The 23,293-nt window shown below is 50.4% G+C and carries 20 protein-coding genes, 1 tRNA gene and 2 pseudogenes; 11 read left to right on the top strand and 12 right to left on the bottom strand.

The window, feature by feature from the left end; all coding sequences use genetic code 11:
- Window positions 1–10 precede the first annotated feature (10 nt).
- Complete coding sequence (locus tag OEY58_02015; protein ID MDH5324215.1) at window positions 11–2,641, top strand: leucine-rich repeat domain-containing protein; 2,631 nt, start codon at window positions 11–13, stop codon at window positions 2,639–2,641.
- 54 nt (window positions 2,642–2,695) lie between these two features.
- Here the strand turns inward: OEY58_02015 and OEY58_02010 are convergent, their stop codons facing one another.
- From OEY58_02010 to ispB, 4 genes are all read right to left on the bottom strand, one after another.
- Window positions 2,696–3,385: a VOC family protein gene (locus OEY58_02010; protein ID MDH5324214.1), complete on the bottom strand. Its 690-nt coding sequence runs from the start codon at window positions 3,383–3,385 to the stop codon at window positions 2,696–2,698.
- A gap of 334 nt (window positions 3,386–3,719) precedes the next feature.
- Window positions 3,720–4,031 (bottom strand): hypothetical protein, encoded by a 312-nt coding sequence (locus OEY58_02005; GenBank protein ID MDH5324213.1) that lies wholly within the window; start codon window positions 4,029–4,031, stop codon window positions 3,720–3,722.
- A 266-nt stretch (window positions 4,032–4,297) separates the two neighbouring features.
- Window positions 4,298–4,374: transfer RNA gene (locus tag OEY58_02000), tRNA-Pro, on the bottom strand.
- Window positions 4,375–4,394: 20 nt separating this feature from the next.
- Window positions 4,395–5,402, bottom strand: coding sequence for an octaprenyl diphosphate synthase (ispB, locus tag OEY58_01995; GenBank protein MDH5324212.1), 1,008 nt, complete (start codon window positions 5,400–5,402; stop codon window positions 4,395–4,397).
- 262 nt (window positions 5,403–5,664) lie between these two features.
- Between ispB and rplU the strand changes: the two genes are divergently transcribed.
- From rplU to proB, 4 genes are all read left to right on the top strand, one after another.
- The gene (gene rplU, locus OEY58_01990) at window positions 5,665–5,976 is read left to right on the top strand and encodes a 50S ribosomal protein L21 (GenBank protein ID MDH5324211.1); all 312 of its coding nucleotides are present in this window, start codon (window positions 5,665–5,667) and stop codon (window positions 5,974–5,976) included.
- A gap of 61 nt (window positions 5,977–6,037) precedes the next feature.
- The gene (gene rpmA, locus OEY58_01985) at window positions 6,038–6,295 is read left to right on the top strand and encodes a 50S ribosomal protein L27 (GenBank protein MDH5324210.1); all 258 of its coding nucleotides are present in this window, start codon (window positions 6,038–6,040) and stop codon (window positions 6,293–6,295) included.
- Window positions 6,296–6,407: 112 nt separating this feature from the next.
- The gene (gene obgE / locus OEY58_01980; GenBank protein ID MDH5324209.1) at window positions 6,408–7,445 is read left to right on the top strand and encodes a GTPase ObgE; all 1,038 of its coding nucleotides are present in this window, start codon (window positions 6,408–6,410) and stop codon (window positions 7,443–7,445) included.
- The gene (gene proB, locus OEY58_01975) at window positions 7,442–8,566 is read left to right on the top strand and encodes a glutamate 5-kinase (GenBank protein ID MDH5324208.1); all 1,125 of its coding nucleotides are present in this window, start codon (window positions 7,442–7,444) and stop codon (window positions 8,564–8,566) included. The genes obgE and proB overlap by 4 nt, the downstream gene beginning before the upstream one ends.
- A gap of 225 nt (window positions 8,567–8,791) precedes the next feature.
- Here proB and rpsT read toward each other — a convergent pair whose 3' ends face one another.
- On the bottom strand, window positions 8,792–9,052 hold the full coding sequence (gene rpsT / locus OEY58_01970) for a 30S ribosomal protein S20 (GenBank protein MDH5324207.1): 261 nt from the start codon (window positions 9,050–9,052) through the stop codon (window positions 8,792–8,794).
- Between the two features lie 217 nt (window positions 9,053–9,269).
- Here rpsT and murJ point away from each other — a divergent pair, with 217 nt between their 5' ends.
- The 6 genes from murJ to ispH all read left to right on the top strand — a co-directional run bounded on the left by murJ (window position 9,270) and on the right by ispH (window position 16,801).
- Window positions 9,270–10,829, top strand: coding sequence for a murein biosynthesis integral membrane protein MurJ (gene murJ / locus OEY58_01965; GenBank protein ID MDH5324206.1), 1,560 nt, complete (start codon window positions 9,270–9,272; stop codon window positions 10,827–10,829).
- A gap of 1 nt (window position 10,830) precedes the next feature.
- Window positions 10,831–11,766: a bifunctional riboflavin kinase/FAD synthetase gene (ribF, locus tag OEY58_01960; protein MDH5324205.1), complete on the top strand. Its 936-nt coding sequence runs from the start codon at window positions 10,831–10,833 to the stop codon at window positions 11,764–11,766.
- 87 nt (window positions 11,767–11,853) lie between these two features.
- The gene (gene ileS / locus OEY58_01955; GenBank protein ID MDH5324204.1) at window positions 11,854–14,703 is read left to right on the top strand and encodes an isoleucine--tRNA ligase; all 2,850 of its coding nucleotides are present in this window, start codon (window positions 11,854–11,856) and stop codon (window positions 14,701–14,703) included.
- Between the two features lie 40 nt (window positions 14,704–14,743).
- On the top strand, window positions 14,744–15,283 hold the full coding sequence (lspA, locus tag OEY58_01950; protein ID MDH5324203.1) for a signal peptidase II: 540 nt from the start codon (window positions 14,744–14,746) through the stop codon (window positions 15,281–15,283).
- A gap of 16 nt (window positions 15,284–15,299) precedes the next feature.
- The gene (locus OEY58_01945) at window positions 15,300–15,761 is read left to right on the top strand and encodes a peptidylprolyl isomerase (GenBank protein ID MDH5324202.1); all 462 of its coding nucleotides are present in this window, start codon (window positions 15,300–15,302) and stop codon (window positions 15,759–15,761) included.
- 110 nt (window positions 15,762–15,871) lie between these two features.
- Window positions 15,872–16,801: a 4-hydroxy-3-methylbut-2-enyl diphosphate reductase gene (gene ispH / locus OEY58_01940; protein MDH5324201.1), complete on the top strand. Its 930-nt coding sequence runs from the start codon at window positions 15,872–15,874 to the stop codon at window positions 16,799–16,801.
- 105 nt (window positions 16,802–16,906) lie between these two features.
- Here ispH and OEY58_01935 read toward each other — a convergent pair whose 3' ends face one another.
- The 7 genes and pseudogenes from OEY58_01935 to OEY58_01905 all read right to left on the bottom strand — a co-directional run bounded on the left by OEY58_01935 (window position 16,907) and on the right by OEY58_01905 (window position 23,251).
- Window positions 16,907–19,981, bottom strand: coding sequence for a PilC/PilY family type IV pilus protein (locus OEY58_01935; GenBank protein ID MDH5324200.1), 3,075 nt, complete (start codon window positions 19,979–19,981; stop codon window positions 16,907–16,909).
- A 37-nt stretch (window positions 19,982–20,018) separates the two neighbouring features.
- Window positions 20,019–20,510: a PilX N-terminal domain-containing pilus assembly protein gene (locus OEY58_01930; GenBank protein ID MDH5324199.1), complete on the bottom strand. Its 492-nt coding sequence runs from the start codon at window positions 20,508–20,510 to the stop codon at window positions 20,019–20,021.
- Window positions 20,511–20,537: 27 nt separating this feature from the next.
- A complete protein-coding gene (locus tag OEY58_01925) occupies window positions 20,538–21,281 on the bottom strand; it encodes a PilW family protein (GenBank protein ID MDH5324198.1) in 744 nt (247 codons plus the stop codon).
- Window positions 21,282–21,685: 404 nt separating this feature from the next.
- Window positions 21,686–21,892, bottom strand: a pseudogene (pilV, locus tag OEY58_01920) (type IV pilus modification protein PilV).
- Window positions 21,893–21,957: 65 nt separating this feature from the next.
- The gene (locus OEY58_01915; protein ID MDH5324197.1) at window positions 21,958–22,554 is read right to left on the bottom strand and encodes a GspH/FimT family pseudopilin; all 597 of its coding nucleotides are present in this window, start codon (window positions 22,552–22,554) and stop codon (window positions 21,958–21,960) included.
- A gap of 205 nt (window positions 22,555–22,759) precedes the next feature.
- Window positions 22,760–23,146, bottom strand: coding sequence for a general secretion pathway protein GspH (locus tag OEY58_01910; protein ID MDH5324196.1), 387 nt, complete (start codon window positions 23,144–23,146; stop codon window positions 22,760–22,762).
- Window positions 23,120–23,251 (bottom strand): annotated as a pseudogene (locus OEY58_01905) (prepilin-type N-terminal cleavage/methylation domain-containing protein). The gene OEY58_01910 and the pseudogene OEY58_01905 overlap by 27 nt, the downstream one beginning before the upstream one ends.
- Window positions 23,252–23,293: the final 42 nt, after the last annotated feature.

The raw sequence follows: 23,293 nt of genomic DNA, 5'->3' as shown, positions 1-23,293 counted from the left end.
GGAGCAGGCCATGAAAACAACGGTAAAACGCACCGGTCAGGAACACAGAATGAACAGCAAAGAACCCGGAACTTTACTACAGCGTAGTATTGTCGCATTTGTCATATTGTTGCTGAGCGCCTGTGGCAATGAATCTCAGCAAGCCGAAGATAAAAATGCCTATCTGTCTTTTTCCATCGGGGTGCGGGCTCAGGCGCTCGACACACTGAGCAGTTTGATTATTAGTGTGATAAACAGGGATACCGGAGCCACTATTGCCAGTGGCAATATTCTGCCCAGCGGTAATTTGACATTAACAGTTCCGCCTCGAGTGGATATGGTGATGGATGCTCGGGGGTTTGAGGGGGGTGTCATGACGTACCGAATTCAGAACCCAGCTCCGGAAATAACGGCATTACTGCCGGGCGAGGTGCGCACAGGCATCAGCTTCAGGCTGGACCCGTATACCCCGCCGGGTACTCCAGGTACACCGGTGGTAACGCCCCCAGACCAGGCAACGGACGTTTCCGTTTTGGCGGATATTACCGTCGATGCCTCGGTATTGGCCCTAATCAACACCCTTGATAGCGTTTCCTTAGTTTTAACACCTGACGGCGCGTCTCCCATATCGATGGTCTATGTCCCGCCGGAATCCGGATTCTTGTTGTCGTTCGCTTTGCCTAATGACGCTATATTGCAGACCAATACGCAGTACTCCGCTCGATTAGCATTAAGTTATACCAACAACTACGGAGAAACTGCTGATATAAACCTCGTGTGGTCTTTTGCCACCGGTCAGTTGGTGGATTATAACGGCATTAGCGATGCGCAATTGCGAGCTTGTGTAGAAGCCAACTTATCAACAGAGTCAACGGTTTTTGATCTGGTGAATTTGGATTGCAGCGGTCAAACAATCTCCAGCCTGACTGGCTTGGAGCAGTTTAGCAATCTTCAGTTTTTGAATATGGCGGATGCAAATCTCACCGATTTGAGCCCGATTCGGAATCTAACCGGGCTGACAACTCTAGAGTTATACAATTGTGGGGAGTGTAATGGCGGCAATCAATTCTCCGATTTGACACCCTTGGCTCAATTAACCAACTTAACCTACTTAGATCTTACGCAAGTCGGGGCTCAGGATTTATCCGGCTTAGAGAATTTAGTCGGTCTAAACGCATTAGGCTTGTCTGGAAACAATATTATGGATCTCACTCCGCTCGCCAATCTTATGGCGCTGGAGTATTTGTATTTGAATTCCAATCAAATCAGCGATATTTCCCCGCTCAGCAATCTTGTTTCTTTATTGGAATTGTATGTGTCAGGGAACCAAGTTATTGATGTGACTACTCTGGGCTCTCTGCTTGCATTGACGAGCTTGTCTTTGGCTTCGAACCAAATTAGCGATATTTCTGCTCTCGGTAATCTTACTTCGTTGACATGGCTGTCTATGGGGTCAAACCGAATTGTGGATATTAGTTCTTTGGCCGGCTTAACAAACTTGCAGTTGTTAGGGTTAACATCGAATCGTGTGGTAGACATTTCAGCTATCAATAGTATGCCGGCCTTGCTTACCTTAAACGCGTCATATAACTCCGTTGAGTCGGTGGCATTAAGCGGACATGCCAATTTGCAGAACCTGTATTTGGACAGGAACCGCATTAAAACCATCAATATATCCGGTGACATGCCTGCGTTACAGAGTTTTTATGCCTATTACAACTATATAACGGACGTTGTCATTACCGGTGCTCTTCCCTCATTGACAAACGCAAGCTTTGGTGGGAATAACATCAGTGATGTAGCGGCCTTTGGCGGATTGACCGGGCTGACGACGCTTGGGTTGGCCAACAATATAATAGAGGATGTGACGCCGCTGGCAAATCTGACCTCCCTTAACAGCTTGATATTGAGTAACAATAATATTCATACCGGTGTTTCGAATTTAGCCGGTTTACCGGCGGCAGCCTTTATCTATTTGGAGGGGAATTCCCCCTTAGCATGCGACACATTAACAGCGATGGACGCTGCGCGAGATTCAGGGGATGGTCCTGCTTTGGGTCGGGTTCGGTGGAATCGCTGTTTTGGTGAAGCACTGGTGGCTAATCTGGTGTTCCCCGACACGGTCAGCGGTGCTGCGTTGAGTACGTGTGTCACTAACCTCAGTGTGGCCAATGTTGCTGATGTGACCTCGCTGACCTGCGCAGGAGTCACCAACTTGTCGGGTATTGAACAGTTGCCATTTTTGACGGTCCTGGACTTATCCGGTAATGCGATAGAAAATTTTTCGCCATTGTCCAGCTTAACGAACTTGGAGGAGCTTAACTTGAACTCCACCGGTTTTAATCATATTGGTGCTATAGGAAATTTGAAAAAAGTTCGAGTGTTGGATCTTGGTTCCAATCCCATATCGTTTGTTGCCAGGACAGCCGGGATTTTTCCGGAAGCGGATTTGGAGAACTTACTGGCTCTTACTAACGTCTATTTGACCGGCAGCCAATTGTTCAATGGCAGTGGAATCCGTCATTTGAATACTTTGGTTAATGCGCAGATAGATTTTTCTTGTATGGATGCCGGTACGGTCACTGATTTAACTCTTTTGGATAATGCTTTGGATGGTGGCGATGGTGGTAGTTCCGGTAACATTGTTTGGGAATGCATGTGATTTTTCTGTAGTGACGTTCCCGGGGTGCCGGGAACCGTCACTGCCTGCATATCGCTACCAGCACAGCGTCAGCGGTAACTCGGGGCGCAAGTCACGAGTGATTTTCTGAGCAAAATCATCAAACCTGATTTCCATGTGATGGGTCTTTCCGCACTCTAAGCTTATACCTTTAGCAGTTTGTAGCTGCTGTAATACAGGTGAAAAAGTCACGGCAGTGCAAGTTGTTGTGATGTGCGAAATAGTGTTGAATTCGTCTCTGGTTTCAAGGTCCTCCCTGGAAAACATTTTTTCCTCCAGGGCGTGGGTTTTATCCGGATCCTTAAACGGCAGGTAGATGCACAAAGGTTCCTGCAAAAGCGGCGAATTCTCACCCACATGAAATGCCATGGGCGGCTTGAAGTAATCCGGCTGATAACTCCACCCTGCAAAGGGTAAGGCTTGGCTATGATTATCGTATTGATTGTCGCAACGCCGTACAACAATACCAAAAGGCGAGGCGAGCGGGTCGCGGCTGCGCTGTACCAGATTTAAGTCGCGACCGGGGCCATTGAGAGCCTCTTGTTCATCGCAGATGTATAGTAATTCCAGTGCGCCCCCGCCGGGAAAAAAGAAACGCCGATTAGCGGTACCCTGGCCAGGGTGTCGGTTTGGACTGCCTTCATGCATTCCAAGATTAATGAGGCGATCAGCAACCTGGGCGCCAGGTTTTACCAGGATGAAAAAATGATCCAGTTCCAGTTTCATCGTTTGTTCCTTGTATCATACAGAGTAAGGCAATATCACTGCACTGGCAATTGCGTAGGGTGAAGCGGGTTTACGCCCACGAGGATGCGAGATGAGTGCGTCTCGAAGTTTAGCGGTTTTTTGAGAATGATCAATATCGTCTCGTCAAGACTTGATTTTGTTCGCGCTCCAAACCGGTGGTTAAAAACCAGCGGGTACCGACGACGTCCCTCGGGTCTTTGTTTGCTGCGCCGAAAAGCGGTCAGACGCCTTGTGAGGCGTCTCCGGTGTCCACTCTGGGGAAAAATCAAGAGAAGTTCCCTGGCGGGAACGGTGCTGCCGGCGGGAGGTTGGCTCAAGACATTTTGTAGGGCCCGTGATGCCGGGAAATAATGTCAAACATATTGATGATGGTGTCCGCGCTATGGATCATACCGTCTTCATCCAGAGCACTCACATTGGTGTTTTGCATTTGTTGGATAAACTTGGTGAATTCACCTTTGACATCGGCCGGTACATAGTTGACATCATCTTCGATATCGAAAGAGCCTGCATGTTCCACGGCAGAGCTAAGTCGTTGCGGTAATTCACCCGGTGCGGCCAGGGCACGCACGGCGTGGTAAAGTTTTTCCCAAATGAAAATTAATGAAAAATCGTCTATGGCCATAGTGGCATCCCTTTGGTTTGTTGGCTCCGGAAATTTTATTGCTTCTACGAATAGAGTGTAAGCGTACAAATTTCGTACCAGATTAGACGCTCTAACTGTTTGATTGCAAAGAGACTGCGGTCGAAATGTGCCCACTCGACTACTTATTCCTATGCGTATTATGCGTGCGTGGTGACAGAAACTGAAAAAGAGCGGGCCTGGAAAGAGGCCTGAAAGAGCCGTAGTTTTGTGCTGACGATCAGCCGAAATCGATGAAAAACAAAAATTGGTCGGAGTGAGAGGATTCGAACCTCCGACCCCCGCCTCCCGAAGACGGTGCTCTACCAGGCTGAGCTACACTCCGATACTGGTGCCGGCAGTCTGTTAATAACTGCGATTCACGGAAAATTCGGCCAAGCTGATCAAGGCCTCTTTATAGGGTGAGGATGGTACACAACTTAGTTGCTCTATGGCAAGGTCCGCTTCTTCTCTGGCTTTCCGAGCCGTGTAACTAATGGCGTCGGTTGCTTGGATGGCTTGCATAACGGCACCAATCTGCTCGCGACCACCTTGTTCTATGGCATTGCGAATGACGGCTTTTTGTTGTTCATTACCCACTTGCATGACTCGGATCAGGGGTAGAGTGGGTTTGCCTTCGGCTAAGTCGTCGCCGATGTTTTTGCCGATTTCCTCAGACGATGCGCTGTAATCCAGCACGTCATCCACCAACTGAAACGCTGTGCCCAGATGCATGCCGTAACGGGCCATGGCAAATTCCTGTTCCGGCGGCGCGTCATTGATGATGGCGCCTAACTGCGCTGCGGCTTCAAACAATTTGGCCGTTTTAAAGTGGATAACATCCATATAACGCTTTTGGGTGGTATCCGGGTCGTTACAATTAAGCAATTGCAGCACTTCACCTTCGGCAATGGTGTTGGTGGCATCCGCCAGTATCTCCATGATGCGCATGCGATTGACTTCCACCATCATCTGAAAGGCACGGGAGTAGAGAAAATCTCCCACCAGTACAGCGGCTTCATTGCCCCAGATTGCGTTTGCCGTGTCTTTGCCGCGACGTTTGTCAGAGGCATCCACTACATCGTCATGCAGCAGGGTGGCTGTGTGGATAAATTCCACAATGGCTGCCAAGGCAAATTGCTGTGTGCCCTTGTAACCGAACGCACGGGTGCTAAGTAGCACCAGGGCCGGGCGTAGACGCTTGCCGCCGCTGTTAATAATATAGTGGCTCAGTTGGTTAATCAGGACGACTTCGGAACGTAAGCGGTTTCGAATGAGTTGATCTACCTGCTGCATGTCTGCTTCGATGAGTGCAAAAATGTCATTAGCACTGACCAAACTTGCATTAGAGCTTTGTGTTGCCGTTTCTACCATAGCGCCATGCTAGAGTTTGCTCCCCCGGACTGTCAAGCATTCTCTAACGCTAAGTGTTTGAATTGTCCGTCACTGCAAGATTTGAGTAAAAAAGAGCAAAATATGGTTTGATCTATTTGACCTTACACACATCTAGGGTTAGAATTCCCGGTCTTTCGCTTTCGGCGGGTCTTTTGCGTGTTCGTCATCTCATGGGTGCGAGATATCAGCGGGATCGGCCTTTACCATAATTTAAATATGGTTTTTATGGAGAACTGGAACAATGTATGCGGTAATTAAAACAGGCGGCAAACAATATAAGGTAGAGCAAGGTCAGACCTTAAAAGTGGAAAAGCTGCCGGTTGAAGCAGGCGCTTCGGTGGATATTGAGCAAGTGCTCATGGTGGCCGACGGCGACAACATTACAGTAGGCGCACCGTATGTAGAAGGCGGTAAAGTAACCGCTACTGTAAAGTCTCATGGCCGGGGTAAAAAAGTTGAAATCGTTAAGTTTCGACGCCGCAAGCACCATCGCAAGCAAATGGGGCATCGTCAGTCCTATACTGAGATCGAAATTAACAGCATTAAGGCTTAAGCGCAGACTCTACAGTTCGCAGCTCACTCAGCTTAAGTTAATAGAAAGAGGATAAGCAGTCATGGCACATAAGAAAGCAGCCGGTAGTACGCGAAACGGTCGCGATTCACAATCCAAGCGCCTGGGCGTCAAGCGTTTCGGTGGTGAACAAGTACTGGCCGGTAATATTATTGTTCGTCAACGCGGTACTAAATTTCACGCCGGTATTAACGTCGGTCGCGGTCGGGACGATACCTTGTTTGCCAAGGTGAGCGGCGCGGTGAAGTTTGAGATTAAAGGCCCCAAAAATCGCCAGTTTGTCAGCATCGATCCGGCTTAAAGGCGGAATCTGACTTATACCCGGTTACGGTCTAAACGCTATATATAAAAGCCCCGTTCTCGGGGCTTTTTAGTATGTGACTGGAAAATGTCTGGAAAATTAGAGCAAAGCCATGAAGTTCGTTGATGAAGCCATCATAAAAGTCGCTGCCGGAGACGGTGGTAGCGGCTGCGTGAGCTTTCGCCGTGAAAAATATATTCCTAAAGGCGGCCCCGATGGCGGTGACGGTGGCGATGGAGGCAGTGTGTATTTGGAGGCCGATACCGGCTTGAATACACTGGCGGATTTTCGCTACCAGCGCAAATTTCGGGCGGAGAGGGGTCAGAACGGAATGGGTAAGAACTGCACCGGAAAAAAGGGTGAAGATCTGGTGGTTCGTGTCCCTGTAGGTACAGTAGTGAAAAACGCCGATACTGATGAGGTGATCGGTGATTTGGTAGCGCCGGGACAGTTGCTTTTGGTGGCTCAGGGCGGTTTTCATGGGTTGGGTAATACTCGTTTTAAGAGCAGTGTTAATCGCGCTCCTCGCCAGAGCACACCGGGTACGCCAGGCGAGGTTTTGCACCTATTGTTGGAGCTAAAAGTTCTCGCTGATGTGGGGTTGTTGGGCTTGCCCAATGCAGGTAAATCAACGCTCATCAGCGCCGTCTCTGCGGCCCGTCCTAAGGTGGCCAACTATCCTTTTACCACCCTGTATCCCAATTTGGGCGTTGTACGTATCGAGGCGGATCGCAGTTTTGTGATCGCTGATATTCCCGGTTTGATTGAAGGCGCCGCGGAAGGTGCCGGGCTGGGAATACAGTTTTTGAAACATTTATCCCGTACTCGTTTGATTCTGCATCTGGTGGATGTATTGCCTTACGAAGGGGCTGCCGATCCGGTGCAGGATGCCAAGGCTATAGTGAAGGAATTGCAACAGTTCAGTGAAGAGCTGGTGCAAAAGCCGCGCTGGCTGGTATTGAATAAAGTGGATTTATTACCGGAAGAGGAACGGGAAAGCCACTGCCAACAGATTGTAGCAAAGTTGGGCTGGCAGGGGCCGGTTTATTCAATCTCGGCCCTGGCAAAACAAGGTACACAGGAATTGATGTTCGATATAATGCAACACATTGAACAACACGCGTCAACGGCGGATACGGAAGAAGAATGAGCTCGCGTCTGGAGTTTAAAAATAAAAAACGCTGGGTAGTCAAAATCGGCAGTTCCTTATTGACGGCCCAGGGCCGCGGCTTGGATCAGCAAGCCATCACCCAATGGGTGGAGCAGGTGGCTCACTTGCACCGGCAGGGTATGGAGGTGATTTTGGTCTCCAGTGGTGCCGTGGCCGAGGGGATGATGCGGCTGGGCTGGAGTGAGCGGCCGCGAGCATTGTTTGAGTTGCAGGCGGCGGCGGCTGTGGGTCAGATGGGGTTGGTGCAGGCGTACGAATCCCGGTTTCAGAAGCACGGTATCCACACGGCTCAGATTCTGCTGACCCATGAAGATCTGTCCGATCGTCAACGTTATCTCAATGCTCGCAGCACTCTGCTGAGTTTGTTGCGCCTAAAAGTGGTTCCGGTGATTAATGAAAACGACACGGTAACCACCGAAGAAATTCAATTTGGTGATAATGACAGCCTGGCGGCCTTGGTCGCTAATCTGGTGGAAGCGGAAGCTCTATTGTTACTGACGGATCAGGACGGATTGTACCGGCAAGACCCCAGAGTCCATCCGGATGCTGAATTGATTGAGCAAGAGCATGCCAGTGAGCCGGCCTTAGATCAAATGGTTTGCGGAGATCCGGGTAAGTTAGGGCGCGGTGGTATGTTTACCAAAGTGCGGGCGGCCCGCCTGGCGGCTCGCTCCGGAGCGACCACGGTTATCGCCAACGGTTCTACAGAGGCCGTGATTCGTAAGGTGCTGGATGGAGAGGCGTTGGGTACGGTGTTGTTGCCGGATAAGGAGCCGCTGGCAGCGCGTAAACAGTGGTTGGCGGGGCATTTGCAATGTCGCGGCCGCTTGGTGCTGGATGCAGGTGCCGTAAAGGTTTTACGCGAATCGGGGCGCAGTCTATTACCGGTGGGTGTGAAAAAGGTTGAAGGGCAGTTCCGGCGCGGTGAGCTGGTGCAATGTCTGGATCAGCAGGGTCGGGAAGTGGCTCGCGGTTTGGTTAATTACGCGGCTGTGGAGGCTGGAAAAATTGTGGGGCAGCCCAGTTCCGCTATTGAATCTATCCTGGGTTATGTGGATGAGCCGGAGTTGATTCATCGGGACAATTTGGTATTGGTTTAAAGGCTGGAGATATTTTTATCCAAAGCTGGCGCGGCTATTGCTAATAGGTTGATTGAGACGAGACGGGACCGGCAGTAAGTAATTGCCAATAAATAAATAGACAACAGTAAAGGCCGGATTGAATCCAATCCGGCCTTTACTGTCTAAGCTTGTGCCGCTAACTCTTATCGATCAGCCTTGTCGGCCCAAAAATAAGAAGTTGTCTTTCCTGGCGGAAGAGAAAACCTACAGCGCTTTGATGCGAGCGTTCAGGCGGCTTTTATGCCGTGCAGCTTTGTTGGCAGCGATCACGCCCTTGCCTGCCATGCTGTCTATGACCGGCACAGCTTGTTTGTACAGCTCGGAAGCTTTGTCTTTTTCACCGGCTTCGATGGCATAGACCACTTTCTTAATGTTGGTGCGCAGCTTGGAACGCAGGCTGGCATTATGCTCGCGATGTTTTTCCGCCTGGCGGGCACGCTTTCTGGCTTGTGCTGAATTTGCCAATGGTTTACTCCAAATTCTTTGGTTGTGTTTTACGGACCGCGTAATATGCTTGTTTTCGCTGCGTTTGTCAATGCTTTTAGGGTCTGGAGCGGTTTCGGAATGTGTCGGGTAACTGGTTGTTTCGCTTTAGGAGGGGTAAACTGCACTGCTCGTGGCTTACTGTCCCCCGCATACGGATGCGGGTAAAATTAACTAATATTATCAATAAGATATAACAATGAGCCGAAAACTGTTTAAATCCACCGCGATCGTCAGTGGGAATACCTTCTTGTCCCGTATCTCCGGCTTGGTACGTGATGTGGTATTTGCCCGTTATTTCGGCGCTGATGGCCTGACCGACGCTTTTTTTATTGCCTTTAAGATTCCGAATTTTTTGCGGCGTTTGTTTGCGGAAGGTGCCTTTTCCCAAGCCTTTGTACCTGTACTGAGCGAGTATAAAACCACAAAGGAGCATGAGGAGGTGCGGGAACTGGCGCGTAATGTCACCGGCACCCTGGGTTTAATCTTATTTGTTATTACCCTTATCGGGGTTATTGCCGCGCCTATACTGGTGATGGTGTTTGCTACCGGCTATATGGACGATGCGCCGCGTCAGGAAATTACCGCTACCATGCTGCGTATCACTTTTCCCTATATTCTGTTTATTTCCCTCACGGCGCTGGCCGGGGGTGTGCTGAACAGTTACGGTAAGTTCGGTATTCCGGCATTTACCCCGGTGTTGCTGAATTTGTGCATGATAGCCGCAGCCATTTGGCTTTCGCCTCATATGGAACAACCCATCGTGGCCCTGGCTTGGGGGGTGTTTGCCGCCGGGGCGTTGCAGTTGGCATTTCAAATCCCATTTATTTGGCAGTTGAAATTACTGGCCTGGCCCAAGTGGGGGTGGCGTGATTCAGGGGTTAAAAAAATCATAGACTTGATGATTCCCGCTTTGTTCGGCTCCTCGGTACAGCAACTTAACTTACTGTTCGATGTGTGGATTGCCACTTTTTTAGCCGCGGGGAGCATTTCCTGGTTGTACTATGCGGATCGTTTGGTGGAGTTTCCCTTTGGCGTTTTTGGTGTGGCTGTGGCCACAGTCATCTTGCCGAGCTTGTCGGCCAAACATGCCGGCGCAGATGCTGATAAGTTTAACCGAACTCTGGATTGGGCCATGCGCTGGGTTATGGTCATCGGCACTCCGGCGGCCGTAGGTTTGATAGCCCTGTCCGGTCCCATGATTATTACCATTTTTCACTATGGTGAATTCAAGGGACATGATATGCACATGACTCAGTTGGCCTTAATGGCTTACTCCGTGGGCTTGTTGGGATTCATCTATGTTAAAGTGTTGTCGCCGGGGTATTTTGCCCGACAGGATACCAAAACTCCGGTAAAAATCGCTATTAAATCCGTGGGTGTTAAAATGCTGTTTACCGTTTTATTGGTCGGCGGTATGTTGGTTTGGGCCTATGAGGCGCCCCATGTGGGCCTGGCGGCAGCGACAGCAATTTCCGCCATTTTCAATTCCCTGATGTTATTACGGGGTTTGCGTCGGGACGGGGTTTATAAAGCCCAAAGTGGCTGGGGTTTATTGATTCTACGGGTTTTGGTGGCATGTGTGTTGATGACGGCTTCCATGTACCTGGCTTTTGCCGACATGTCGCCCTGGCTGGAGGCTTCCGTGTATGAGCGGGTTTTGCGGCTGGGTATGTGGGTGGGTATCGGCGGCGCGGTTTATTTTTCTACCTTGTATATCCTGGGTATGAATTTTAAGGCTCTACTAAAACACGGTTGATATGGAATTAATTCGGGGTTTACACAATCTACGCGAGCAGCATCGCCATTGCGTTGCCACCATTGGCAACTTTGACGGCGTGCATTTGGGACATCAGGCAGTGATTGATCAGTGTCTGGAAAAAGCTGTCCAACTGGGTTTGCCCTGTGTGGTGATCAGCTTCGAGCCACAACCACAGGAGTTTTTTCGAAAAGATCAGGCGCCGCCGCGGTTGACCCGGTTGAGGGAAAAGCTGCAAGCCTTGAAACCGCACCATTTGGATCGGGTGTTGTGTCTGCGATTTGACGACCATTTGGCCGGTTTGTCCGCGGCGGAGTTTGTGGATACCGTACTGGTACAAGGGTTGGATGTAAAATATCTGGTGGTTGGGGATGACTTTCGCTTCGGTAAAGACCGCAGCGGCGATTTTGCGTTTTTGCAAAGCAGTGGCGCGGCAGCGGGATTTGAGGTTTGCAATACTCGTTCTTTTCTTCGCGACGGCGAACGTGTGAGTAGTACGCGCATACGCCAGGCATTGGAACAGGGAGATTTCATGCTGGCCCAGCAGTTATTGGGGCGGCCTTATGGCATGTGCGGGCGGGTGGCTCACGGGGATAAACGCGGTCGCACCATTGGTTTTCCTACAGCCAATATCTATTTACACCGGTGCAATACTCCTGTGTTGGGGGTATACGCGGTACTCATGACCGGTTTGGGTGGCGAGGCCCGTCAAGGTGTGGCCAATATTGGTAACCGGCCCACGGTGGATGGGCAGCGAACCTTGCTGGAAGTACATTTGTTCGATTTTGATGCAGAGATTTATGGGGTTTATGTGGAAGTGTTGTTTATACAAAAAATTCGTAGTGAGCAGCGGTTCGAATCCTTCGAGGCTTTGAAACAGCAAATTCACAAAGATGCTGTCGCTGCCAGAGCGATTTTTGCTGGTAGCGAAGCCTGACAAACGGTTAAAATATTCCGATTTGGTCTAAGTTTATTAATTAATCACTTTATTATTTTATTCACCTCAACTGGAAACTGACGAGCAGTGGCTGACTATAAAGATACCCTCAATCTGCCCCAAACCGCTTTCCCTATGAAAGCCAACTTGGCTAACCGGGAACCGGAAACGCTTAAATTCTGGCAGGAATCGGAACTGTATAAAAAAATGCGTCAATTGGGTGAAGGGCGTCAGCGTTTCATTCTGCATGACGGTCCTCCCTATGCCAATGGAGACATTCATATTGGCCATGCGGTGAATAAAATATTAAAAGACATTATCGTTAAGTCCAAAACACTCAGTGGATTTGATGCGCCCTATGTGCCCGGTTGGGATTGCCATGGTCTGCCGATTGAACTTAATGTGGAGAAAAAGTTAGGTAAACCCGGTCGCAAAGTCAGCGTGGAAAAGTTTCGCCAGGGGTGCCGCGACTACGCCCAAAAACAGGTGGATGGACAACGCAAGGATTTTGTACGCTTGGGGGTTCTGGGCGATTGGGATAATCCTTATTTGACTATGGCGTACCAGAACGAGGCCGACATAGTTCGTGCTCTGGGTTCCATTATTAAGGCTGGACATGTCACTCAGGGATTTAAACCGGTGCATTGGTGTACCGATTGCGGTTCCGCCTTGGCCGAGGCAGAAGTGGAATATGAAGATAAAACTTCCATGGCCATCGATGTACGTTTCAGTGTACTCAACGAAGCGGCGCTGTTGGAACGCATGCAACATCCCGACGGGCGCTGTGGCGAAGGCCCCTTGTCTGTGGTGATCTGGACCACTACTCCCTGGACATTGCCTGCTAACCAAGCCGTGGCACTGAATCCTGAACTGGAATATGCCCTGGTGCAGTCCGAGGGCGAGCACGGCGTAGAGCGCTTGCTGATTGCCGAAGCGCTATTAAAAGATACCATGGGGCGCTATAACCGGGATAAATACCGGGTGGTAGCCTATTGCCAAGGTGCAGAGTTGGAGGGCATCAAGCTGCAACATCCGTTTTATCAGCGTGAAGTGCCCATCATCCTGGGGCATCACGTTACCACCGATGCGGGTACCGGCGCAGTACACACCGCTCCCGGGCATGGTCAGGACGACTATGTGGTGGGTACCAAGTATCATTTGCCGGTGGATAACCCGGTGGGTAATGACGGCTGTTTTTTACCGGATACGGAGTTATTTGCCGGTGAACATGTGTTCAAAGCCAATAACCATGTCATTGAAGTATTGAAAACCAAGGGTAAGCTGGTGCATGAGGCATCCTTGCGACACAGCTATCCTCATTGCTGGCGTCACAAAACCCCGATTATCTTTCGGGCCACACCCCAGTGGTTTATCAGTATGCAACAAAATGGTCTGCGCGATTCCGCTATGCAAGCCATTCAGGATACACAGTGGATTCCCGGTTGGGGACAGGAGCGTATCGAAGGCATGGTACAAAACCGCCCTGATTGGTGTATTTCACGTCAGCGTACCTGGGGTGTGCCTCTGGCTGTATTTGTTCATGTCAAAACCGGCGAGTTGCATCCGGAGACGGATCGACTGATTGAGGAAGTCGCCCAGCGAGTGGAGCAGCAAGGCATCGATGCCTGGTTTTCCTTGGACAAGCAAACCCTATTAGGCGAACAGGCAGCGAGCTATGAAAAAGTCGCGGATACTCTGGACGTGTGGTTCGATTCCGGTGTGACCCACGCCGCCGTATTGCAACGCCGCGATGGCCTGGAGGTACCTGCGGACCTATACCTGGAGGGTTCCGATCAGCATCGCGGTTGGTTTCAGTCCTCTTTACTGACTTCAGTGGCTATGCGCGGTACCGCACCGTACAAACAAGTGTTGACCCACGGATTTACTGTGGATGCGGATGGTAAGAAAATGTCCAAGTCTCAGAGAAATACTTTGGCACCGCAAAAAGTCATGAACCAGTTGGGTGCCGATATTTTACGTTTATGGGTATCCGCCACGGATTATCGCGGCGAGATTACAGTATCTGATGAAATCTTCAAACGTACTGCCGATGCTTATCGACGTATGCGTAATACGGCACGGTTCTTACTGGGTAATTTGCATGGGTTTGATCCGCAGAAAAATACCGTTGCTGTAAATGATCTGCTGTCCTTGGATCGCTGGGCCATGGCTCGTGCGGCTCAAGTACAGGAACAGATCCTGGCCTCTTATGAGAGCTATGAGTTTCACAAGATTTATCAAAGCATTCATAATTTCTGCAATGTCGACATGGGCAGTTTTTATCTGGATGTGATCAAGGACCGCTTATACACGACGCGGGCAGGCAGTGTGGCTCGATGTTCAGCACAGACAGCCATGTATGCCATTGTCCAGTCGCTGGTACGTTGGGTTGCGCCCATTTTGAGTTTTACGGCTGAAGAAATCTGGAAAAACATTCCCGGTCAGGAAGCGGGGCAGGGAGGAGGGGAATCGGTATTTTTGACTACTTGGTGGGATTTTCCCCATGATCTAAAACCGGTGTCCATGGGTTTGGATTATTGGCGTCAGGTGATCCAGGTGCGTGAGTTTGTTTCCAAAGAATTGGAAAAACTGCGTGTGGCCGGTGGGGTGGGTTCTTCCCTGGAAGCGGAAGTGGATTTGTATTGCGGTGCTCAGTTGTACGAACAACTGGCTATGTTGCAGGATGAGCTGCGGTTTGTCTTGATTACCTCTTATGCCCGCTTGCACCGCGAAACGGATAAGCCGGACCATGCTGAGCATTACACCCTGACGGAGGGTGATGAGCTCTGGATTGCAGTGGCACCTTCGGAGCATAGTAAGTGTGTGCGTTGTTGGCATTTGCGCGAAGACGTGGGCCAATCCGAGCAGCATCCCGAGTTGTGCGGTCGCTGCATTGACAATGTGGACGGGGCGGGTGAAGACCGTTCATTTACGTGATGAGAATATCGGCGCCGTTGTATGGTAGAAAGAGTGCTATATGAGTAGTGGCAATAGCATGCCCATGTTGAAATGGTTATGGTTGTCCGCAGTGGTGATTTTGCTGGACATGGTGACCAAGGCAATGGCCAGTGAAATGTTGGAGCTGCGCCATCCGGTGAAAATCTTGCCGGGATTTTATTTTACCTTAATGCATAATCCCGGTGCAGCCTTTAGCTTTCTAAGCGATGAGTCCGGTTGGCAGCGCTGGTTTTTAAGCGTAGTGGCCATCGGTGTGAGTGCCATGATCATGGTTTGGTTAATGCGCTTGGATAAAACCCAATCCCGTTTAGCATTGGCATTGTCATTGATTTTGGGCGGGGCGCTGGGTAACGTGTGGGACCGCTTGAGTCTGGGTTATGTGGTCGACTTTATCGATGTGTATCTTGTCGTGTTCCGTTGGCCGGCGTTTAATATAGCCGATTCGGCCATTACCATTGGTGTGATTATTTTTGCTTACGATACCTTTAAGGTATCCAAGGCCGAAGCGGCAGCGAAAGCGGCAGAGCAAAACCACTCCGATTCCGAGAAAGCGGAATAGTGTACAAGTTATAAGCATGACGGATGCACCGGACAGCTCGCACCTAATTCAACATGGATCAAAAGTGTGCTTGCACTTTAGCCTGGCGTTGGAAAACGGGTTGGTGGCGGAAACCACCCAGGAAGATGGCGAGCCTCTGGAGTTTGTAATGGGTGACGGTACTTTTATTCAAGGGCTGGAAATCGCCTTATTGGGGCTGAAACCGGGTGACAAACAAAGTTTGAAAATCGAACCGGAAGTGGCTTTCGGCTTACGCGACGAGGCCAATATTCACGCTATGGCTCGCAGCGTTTTCCCGCCGGACATGGCTTTGGCGCCGGATCAAGTGGTGGGTTTTAGTACGCCGAGGGGAGATGAAATCCCCGGTACAGTGGTAGAGTTGAATGAGGAACAGGTGATGGTGGATTTTAACCATCCGTTGGCCGGTCATGAGTTAACTTTTGATGTCGAAATTCTGTCAGTGGAAAACGCTTCATGATCGATAACATAGCCATAAAACATAGCCATAAAACATAACCAAAACAGCAGCAGAGTGCGACCACAACAGAACCATTAATTTATTCCATTTAGGCAAAACTGGATCTTACTATGCAAATTCTACTAGCCAATCCCCGGGGTTTTTGCGCCGGCGTAAACCGTGCCATTGATATAGTTGAGCGGGCTTTGGAATTATTTGGGGCGCCGATCTACGTGCGTCACGAAGTCGTCCATAACCAATACGTGGTGAGCTGCTTGCGGGAGAAGGGAGCCGTTTTTGTAGAAGAGCTGCACGAGGTGCCGGATCAAGGTACGGTTATTTTCAGTGCTCACGGTGTGTCAAAAGCCGTACAAAAGGAAGCGGAACAACGTCGGCTAAAAGTGTTTGACGCCACTTGCCCATTGGTGACTAAGGTGCATCTGGAAGTGGCACGGCACCAGCGCGGTGAACGTGAATGTATCCTCATTGGTCATGCCGGACACCCGGAAGTGGAAGGGACCATGGGGCAGTACGAAAACAGCAATGGGCGTATGATCCTAGTGGAAACGTTGGAAGATGTGGCCCAATTGCGATTGCAAGACCCGGACAATGTCACCTATGTTACCCAGACCACGCTGTCCATGGACGACACGGCCGAGATCATTGATGCCTTAAAAGCGCGATTTCCCAAGATTGAAGGGCCCAAGAAAGACGACATTTGTTATGCCACCCAAAACCGCCAGGATGCGGTGAAAAACTTTGCCTCGCAGTGTGATTTGGTGTTGGTCGTGGGATCTCAAAACAGCTCCAACTCCAACCGTTTATGTGAATTGGCCAGACGCATGGGTACAGAAGCGTATTTAATCGACAATGCTGCTCAAATTGATGCTGCCTGGTTGCAGGACAAACAGGCTGTGGGCGTCACCGCCGGGGCGTCCGCTCCCGAAGTGTTGGTGAAAGAAGTGGTAGAGCGCTTGAAACAGCTTGGAGGTGAAGAGGCGCGGGAGGCGAACGGAGTGCGGGAGAATGTGTCGTTTTCTTTGCCGCGGTCATTAGCCTAAGGAGCTGTTTGATCGGGAAACTAAATATTTCAATAAAATATATGTTTCCATAAAAAAGGCGGGCCAATTTGGCCCGCCTTTTTTGATTGTTGAACAGCGTTGGGGTTAGGGAGCAGTTGTTCCCGTGTCCACCATCGCCCCGGTCCCTGTACCCGTTCCGGTGTCAGCGCCTGTTCCGCTGCCGGTACCTGTTCCTGCGTCAGCCGGCGGATTCACCTCCCAGTTTGGTGCTTTCTGCAGTACCGCTTGCAATTGCAAGTTGGACACATTCTCCATACCTACCAATACATTGATGCCGGGGTTGGCGTTGGTGCCCTCATTGCTGAATACCACTGCAGGGCTGGCTGGAATACCGGGGTTTTTCAATTCCACGGCACGGTCGGTCAGCACCGCCGAACCGTCAAACAGACTGATGACATACATTTTTGCCGTACCCAAGGTGGGTTGGCAGCTATTAGTGTTGGTGTTTGCTGCCGGTGTATACGTGGTGAACATGAGTTTGTTGTTCAAGGTGTAGGAGTCGGACAATACCTTCTCGCCACTTCCGCTCATGGGCAATTTCCAACCCTGGATTGTGCCTCCCAGCAGTGAGTTCATGTCTACAGGACCGCTGGTAATATCCATCAAATCGGTTACGGTTATGGTGCTGTAGCTATGCGGTGCCGCATAGGGGGAATCATCCCGTACCGAGTAAAAGGCGTCGTTGATACTCGTTCCCAGAGGGTTGTCACGGTTACCGGAACCCACGTTAAGAGAGATATAGTGTTTGGCGCCGAACTTGGTGAAGACGATTTCCACTTCATTAAAAAATTTACGTTGATCCGCCGGGTCGCTGCCACGCAGATTGGCAATAACTCCGCCGTTAGGAATATTGGTACCGGTGATTGCGCCGGCAGTGTCTGTTGTTACTGCATCTAAATCAACACGGAATAACTGGCCGGCCACATCCGCAAAATAGAGGCGGTCAGTGAATCCATCCAGGTCTTTGTCCAGCGTAGCAATGGTGGCCGGGATGCTATTGGTTAACTCCGGAAGTACCAGTTCGGTGCCGCTGCGGGCGGCTGTACCGCCGGTGGCGGACCAGATTTTAGCGCCGGTTTCCGCATCAACAATATATACAGCCCGTCCCATGGTTTTGGTTCCGGTGCCATCCGTATCCTCGGCACCTTCATCGTAACCGCCGCTGACAATGATGGCGGCCTTGTCCACGTTATTGATACGTACTTTGCTGACGACGGGGGCGGCCCAGCTTTGGCCCATTTCCGGGAAGTCGTTATTACCGCCCTCGAGTGTCCAAGCCAGGACGGGGTTCGCCATGTCGGAAACATCCAGGGCGTAGTAGTTGCGATCACCGCGACGGCTGCCAAAATAAATGTAGGTTTTGCCGTTGATTCGGGCGGCGCCGGCATTGCCATCAATTCCGTAAGTTCGGGTGGAAGTGGCCAGATTATCGGACAGGGTTTTCAATTTACCCAGCATGCCCTGGGGAATGAATGCAAATTTCTCGGTGCCGGTCGTCACGTCAACAGCGTGCAAAAAGCCCTGGTTGGTACCAAAAAACAAATAGCTATTCCCATCACTGTGTTCTAACAGAATAGGTTGAAAATGTAAGGGATCGCCGATGAAGTGCCGCATTTCGGTAGTGTTTGTGTCACCGTCTTCATCGTATGCGTCCACGCCGCGGGCCCATTGTAGCAATGCGACTCTGGTTGCGTCAGTGACGTTAAGCATGGTACTGGTTATATTGGCATTGGTTTCTGTTACTTCGTTGAGGATTCTGTCAGTTCCCAGGAATGTGATAACTTTGCGCACGCCTTGCGACAGCATGGATGTGGCCAGACCGCCTGCGGTCACATCATTCCCATCAGCAGCGCTGCTCCATTTACTTTTGCTATCCGAGTTCAGTGTGCCGTCATTGTTTAATACATCCAGAGGATTGGGGCTGGTAAAGTCCACCAGTTTGTCGTCTTGCAGGCGATAGGCTTTAATATTGCCGTTCCACAGCTCGGTTTGCTCCGGCTTGAACATGCCGAAATACATGGTGTTGTTGTGCACCAATCGGTTGTTGCTGTCTACGGATACTGAAGGAGCCACAAAGGATCCGGATTTTATCTGTATTTCCGATAGTATGGATCTAATCGCAGCGGAAAGGCCGGCAATACTGTCGGCTTCGAAGCTTTTTCCACCGCCGGCAGCTGCGGTATCCGCTAAAAACTGAGTGCTATTGGAATCTTGGGATAAGTCGAAAGCGATGGTGTTGGTCATAACATTCTGTATTCCATCGCGATTGCTGTCAAAGTCAGTTTTATACAAATACTCCGCAATGTTGGGTAAACAGTTGCGTTTAGTTCCCGTAACTTTATCGCCTGCACACTCAGCGGGAACTGGGTAGTCGGGTGAGGCGGTATCAGGATTGGTAGGATAGCCGGTTAAATAAGTTGTAAGATCTGAGGTGTTTGTAGAGTCTTTATTGGGTGCACCGTCGGTCAGTATGATAACGTGATTGTTAGTGGCGCATTCCATACTGCCGGCGACGGACTCTGTAATCGTCGTCGTAGCGGCAGTGCTGCAACTGTTGGTGATGTCTGCAGTGTTGAATGGTGATATATACAGTCCATCAACATTATCCTTCACTTCGCACACGTTTGGTGGGTTGGCTGTGTTTCCGTATTTGGGAGCTTTGCCCTGATAAAACAAGGCCGCTTCCAAAAAGGTTTCCGCCAGCGGTGTGCTACCGCTTGGGGAAAGGGATTGCACTTGGCTTGATAAGGTTGTCGCGTTTGTGTCACTCAGTCTGAGGAAACCCGTTAGAAAACTGCCGCCTTCGGCATTACCGCTGGTGTTGTCAAATCGCATGAGCGCAAGATTTTTGCCCGAAAATTCCGGGTTTACTCCTCCACCCGGAGCATACAAGATCTCATTAATGACTTGTTTTACAGCGTCCATTCTATTCGGACCGCCGGTGGTTTTGTTGTTGTCTTTATCGCTTTCACCTGTCAGAGGCTCATCCATACTTCCGGACGTATCAATGATAAACAGTACATTGACAGGGTCACCACCTGCGGCGTTGCGGTTGCTGCTATAAATCTCTGTATCATCCGCCCACACCGGCACAGCGCATAGGCTGGTGTACAAAAATGCAACTGTCAGGGGTTTCCAGTGATTATTTAATTTATTCATAATGGATTCCTTGATTTACCATTAACTAATGAATGAGTTAGTTTGCCGCATTAATAGTGAGTTCTTTCACCTGGTCGCGCAAATATGGCCCTTTGCCAACAGACTGGCGTACTGTGGTGGAGGTGGGCGTATTGGTAATCGTCGCCGTGGAGGTGATGCGAAAGGAATGGGCTATCACACCGTTACGGTCATTGGCTTTGCTGCCGTTGATATGACGCGCGCCGGTAAATTCCAGATTCGTCGTATTGGTGCTGGGGCGGGTTCCTATCAGTTCGGGAAAGCTTAGGGTATCGACATTGGTGCGGGCATCGTTTGCTTCCGCTTCACTTTGGCGCAGCAGAGCGACAGTTCTTTGCACGGCGGAGTCGGCCGTATGAAAGGACAGCGTATTGTTTTGGGTGTTGGCGGCCATGCGTTCGCCCAGCAGGCTGTTGCTGAGACTGGAAGTGCCTAATACCGTGAGTATGGCCAGTATGACCAGGCCTACCACCAGGGCGGTTCCTTGCTGCTGTGGCTGTAAACTCATCATACGCTCCTTGGGTTCCTTTTATACCGGTTACAAATTGTTGCGAAATGAAATCGTTGAGGTAATCACTTGGCGGCGGAATCGGTCCAGGTCTGCCACGGCAATGGCCGCAATATTGTTATTTACCGTAATTGGGGTTGCATCCAAGAGGTTGTAGGTCTCTTCCTGCGCAGTAGCAACAATAGGTCTGCTGCTTCGAAATAATATGGATATGCGCACACTCACTACGTTTCCGAAATTGATGACATCGTCTTTGCCCACGTAGCGATTTGCGGTACGAATACCCCCCGGTGTAATGGCATCGGTATCTTCGCCATAGAGAATCTGCATACTTTCCACGCCATCGGCGATGGGTTGTACGGTTTTTACGCCACGACACATGAGTCTGCCATTGTTGACAAAGTACGTATTGGTAGCAATGCCGCTATCATCCTCAGTACCGACTCCCAGACAATCGGTGGCTGATTGTTTGTTAATGGCGATAGTATCGCTGCTGTCATTGGCGCCTTCAGCGGACAAGGTGCTGTCAATGATCGCCAAGCCGGGAACATTGGTAAAACCGGCATCGCGCAAGTCACGGCTGATGAACTCCAGGGCGCTGCGTTGATTGTCCACCATTTCTCCGGCGACCTGCTGCACTTCCTGGGAGACTTTGTTATTGACATAGATTTTCATAACACCGGCGGCCAGAAACAACGACAGGGCCAGGGCTACCATCAGTTCCACCAAAGAAAAACCGTATGTCGTGCTTGTGTGTATTCTGTCTGTGTTCATTTGGCTGGCCCGCGTTACGGTACAATCAACAGTTGAACGGTTCGATTGACATTGTTGCCGACGGCTGCGTCGTTTTCGTTCCAGCCTACATTGACCGAAAGCGTTGAACCTGGAGAGCAGTTATCCGTGTCGCCGGCTACCAGATCGGTACAACTTATTGTTGCCACAGGAGTCGGCAACAAATTTTGTACCCCATCATTATTGCCAATACCGCAGAGCCACACGGAAATATCGTGTATGGCCATTTGCCGGGTGGAACAGTTGATGGGGGCACTTGCCGGGGTTTTACTGCAGCGGGGCGGAGCAACAAAACCGGGCTCATTGGGGTCGCACACAATGTTTGCCAGCGATACGTCAGCGTAAGTGGTGTTTCTGGCCAGCGCAATACCCCCGCCGTCTACGGGATTCAGCGCGCCCGTCGGGTTGGCTCGAATGCGTTCAGCTATATCGTTGGCCAATACGGTCGCTTGTGTGCGTAGATTGGCACTTTGTGCGCCACGTAAACCGGTTAATTGCAGTCCGGCTATGCCCAACAGGCCAATGGATAGGATGACCACGGCAATCAACACTTCTGCTAAGGTCAAGCCGCGTTGGTTTGCCAAGTTTCCGATCGCTAACTGCGTAAGTCCTAAAGTGCTGCGTTTTGTCTGTTTCACGTTTTTCACTTGTAAATATGTTAAGCCGGAGCCGGACATTCGAGGGGAGTACCATCAGACTCACGAATCCGATCATTGTCGGAATCTACCGCCAAGTGTGTTCGTCCGGTGATGGGGATAATGGCGCCGCGTGCGATTTGAAGGCTGCGGCTGGGGTCGCATAAGGTCCAAGTGCCGTTGAATCCAATTGCCATGCCGGTGCTTTGGAACGTAATTCGGGTTCGTGTAGTACGCAAAGTGAAATTATTGGGCAGGGCGGTATAGAAGCGTAATATGGTATCGTCATCGCTGGTGTCACCGGCGGTGCCGTTGGTGATGCTGCCGTCACCGTTGCTGTCGGCAAAAATCACCCAGCCTGCTTCCCAATTCGTGGCGCCGCTGCACTCGGGTTCCGCGATTTGCTGAGTGGCGGCGGCCATTGGGCACACGGTCACCGGAGCATTGCTGGTGATGGCGTGACTGCGGGCCAGACGGGTACTGGCGACAAAATCGTTCATATAAGAGGCGGCACTGTCGTTTTGGAACAAAGTACCCATGGGGGAGGCAAGCGCATAAATGATGCCGATGAGTGCCAGCACCACCATTAACTCGACCAGTGTAAACCCCTTACTATCCATGAAGTAGAGTATACAAGGGGAAATGGGGAAAAAGGATGGTTTAAACCAATGATCTCGATGAGTGGTCAATCAGGCTGGATAAACGGTATAAAGAAAATTCCGTTGGTGACTCAAAAATCAATTATTTGAATATATGTTTATATAAATAAATGATATTTGCAGCCGCAATATTATTTGTTCTTAGTACTATTTTGCAGTTAGGGATTTACTGGTCCCAGTTGTTTTCCCCGACATCCGCAAAATCACCATCATTGTTTTTGTCCCAGCGCCGGGCGCCGGTGGCATCCAATTCCATCATGCCCACGGTGGCCAGTGGTGTGCCGGCGATGGGGGTGGCGCGTATGGTATAGCTGCTGCCGGCCGCTGCCTGTACTGTCAAATTAAAGTAGGCGGTGCCTTGCTGTGGCCATTGGCTGGGGTATATTCCCGGTAGAGGGGCGCCGGGTACGGCGGCTGATGTGCCCACAAAGGTGAGATTTTCATTATGGAACCGTTCCATACCATGAGCGAAAGCTTGCATGGCAGGTTGTAACGTTCTGATATTGCTTTGGCGTATGCTGGCCGTATATTGAGGAATCGCAATCCCAGCCAAAATACCCATAATCAACAGGACGATCATGAGTTCCACCAGAGTAAAGCCGTCTTGGCGTGACGGAACAAGTGACGGAAAAGCATTGGATTTGAATTTAGTATTCATAGACTGACTCTCTTGCGGTACTCTTGGTTACATTTGCAGCTT

It is taken from the genome of Gammaproteobacteria bacterium, from assembly GCA_029882975.1.
In the GTDB taxonomy this organism is placed as follows: domain Bacteria; phylum Pseudomonadota; class Gammaproteobacteria; order SZUA-152; family SZUA-152; genus JAJDNG01.
Note: the sequence above shows the minus strand (reverse complement) of the source record. Positions and strands in the feature narration are given on the sequence as shown.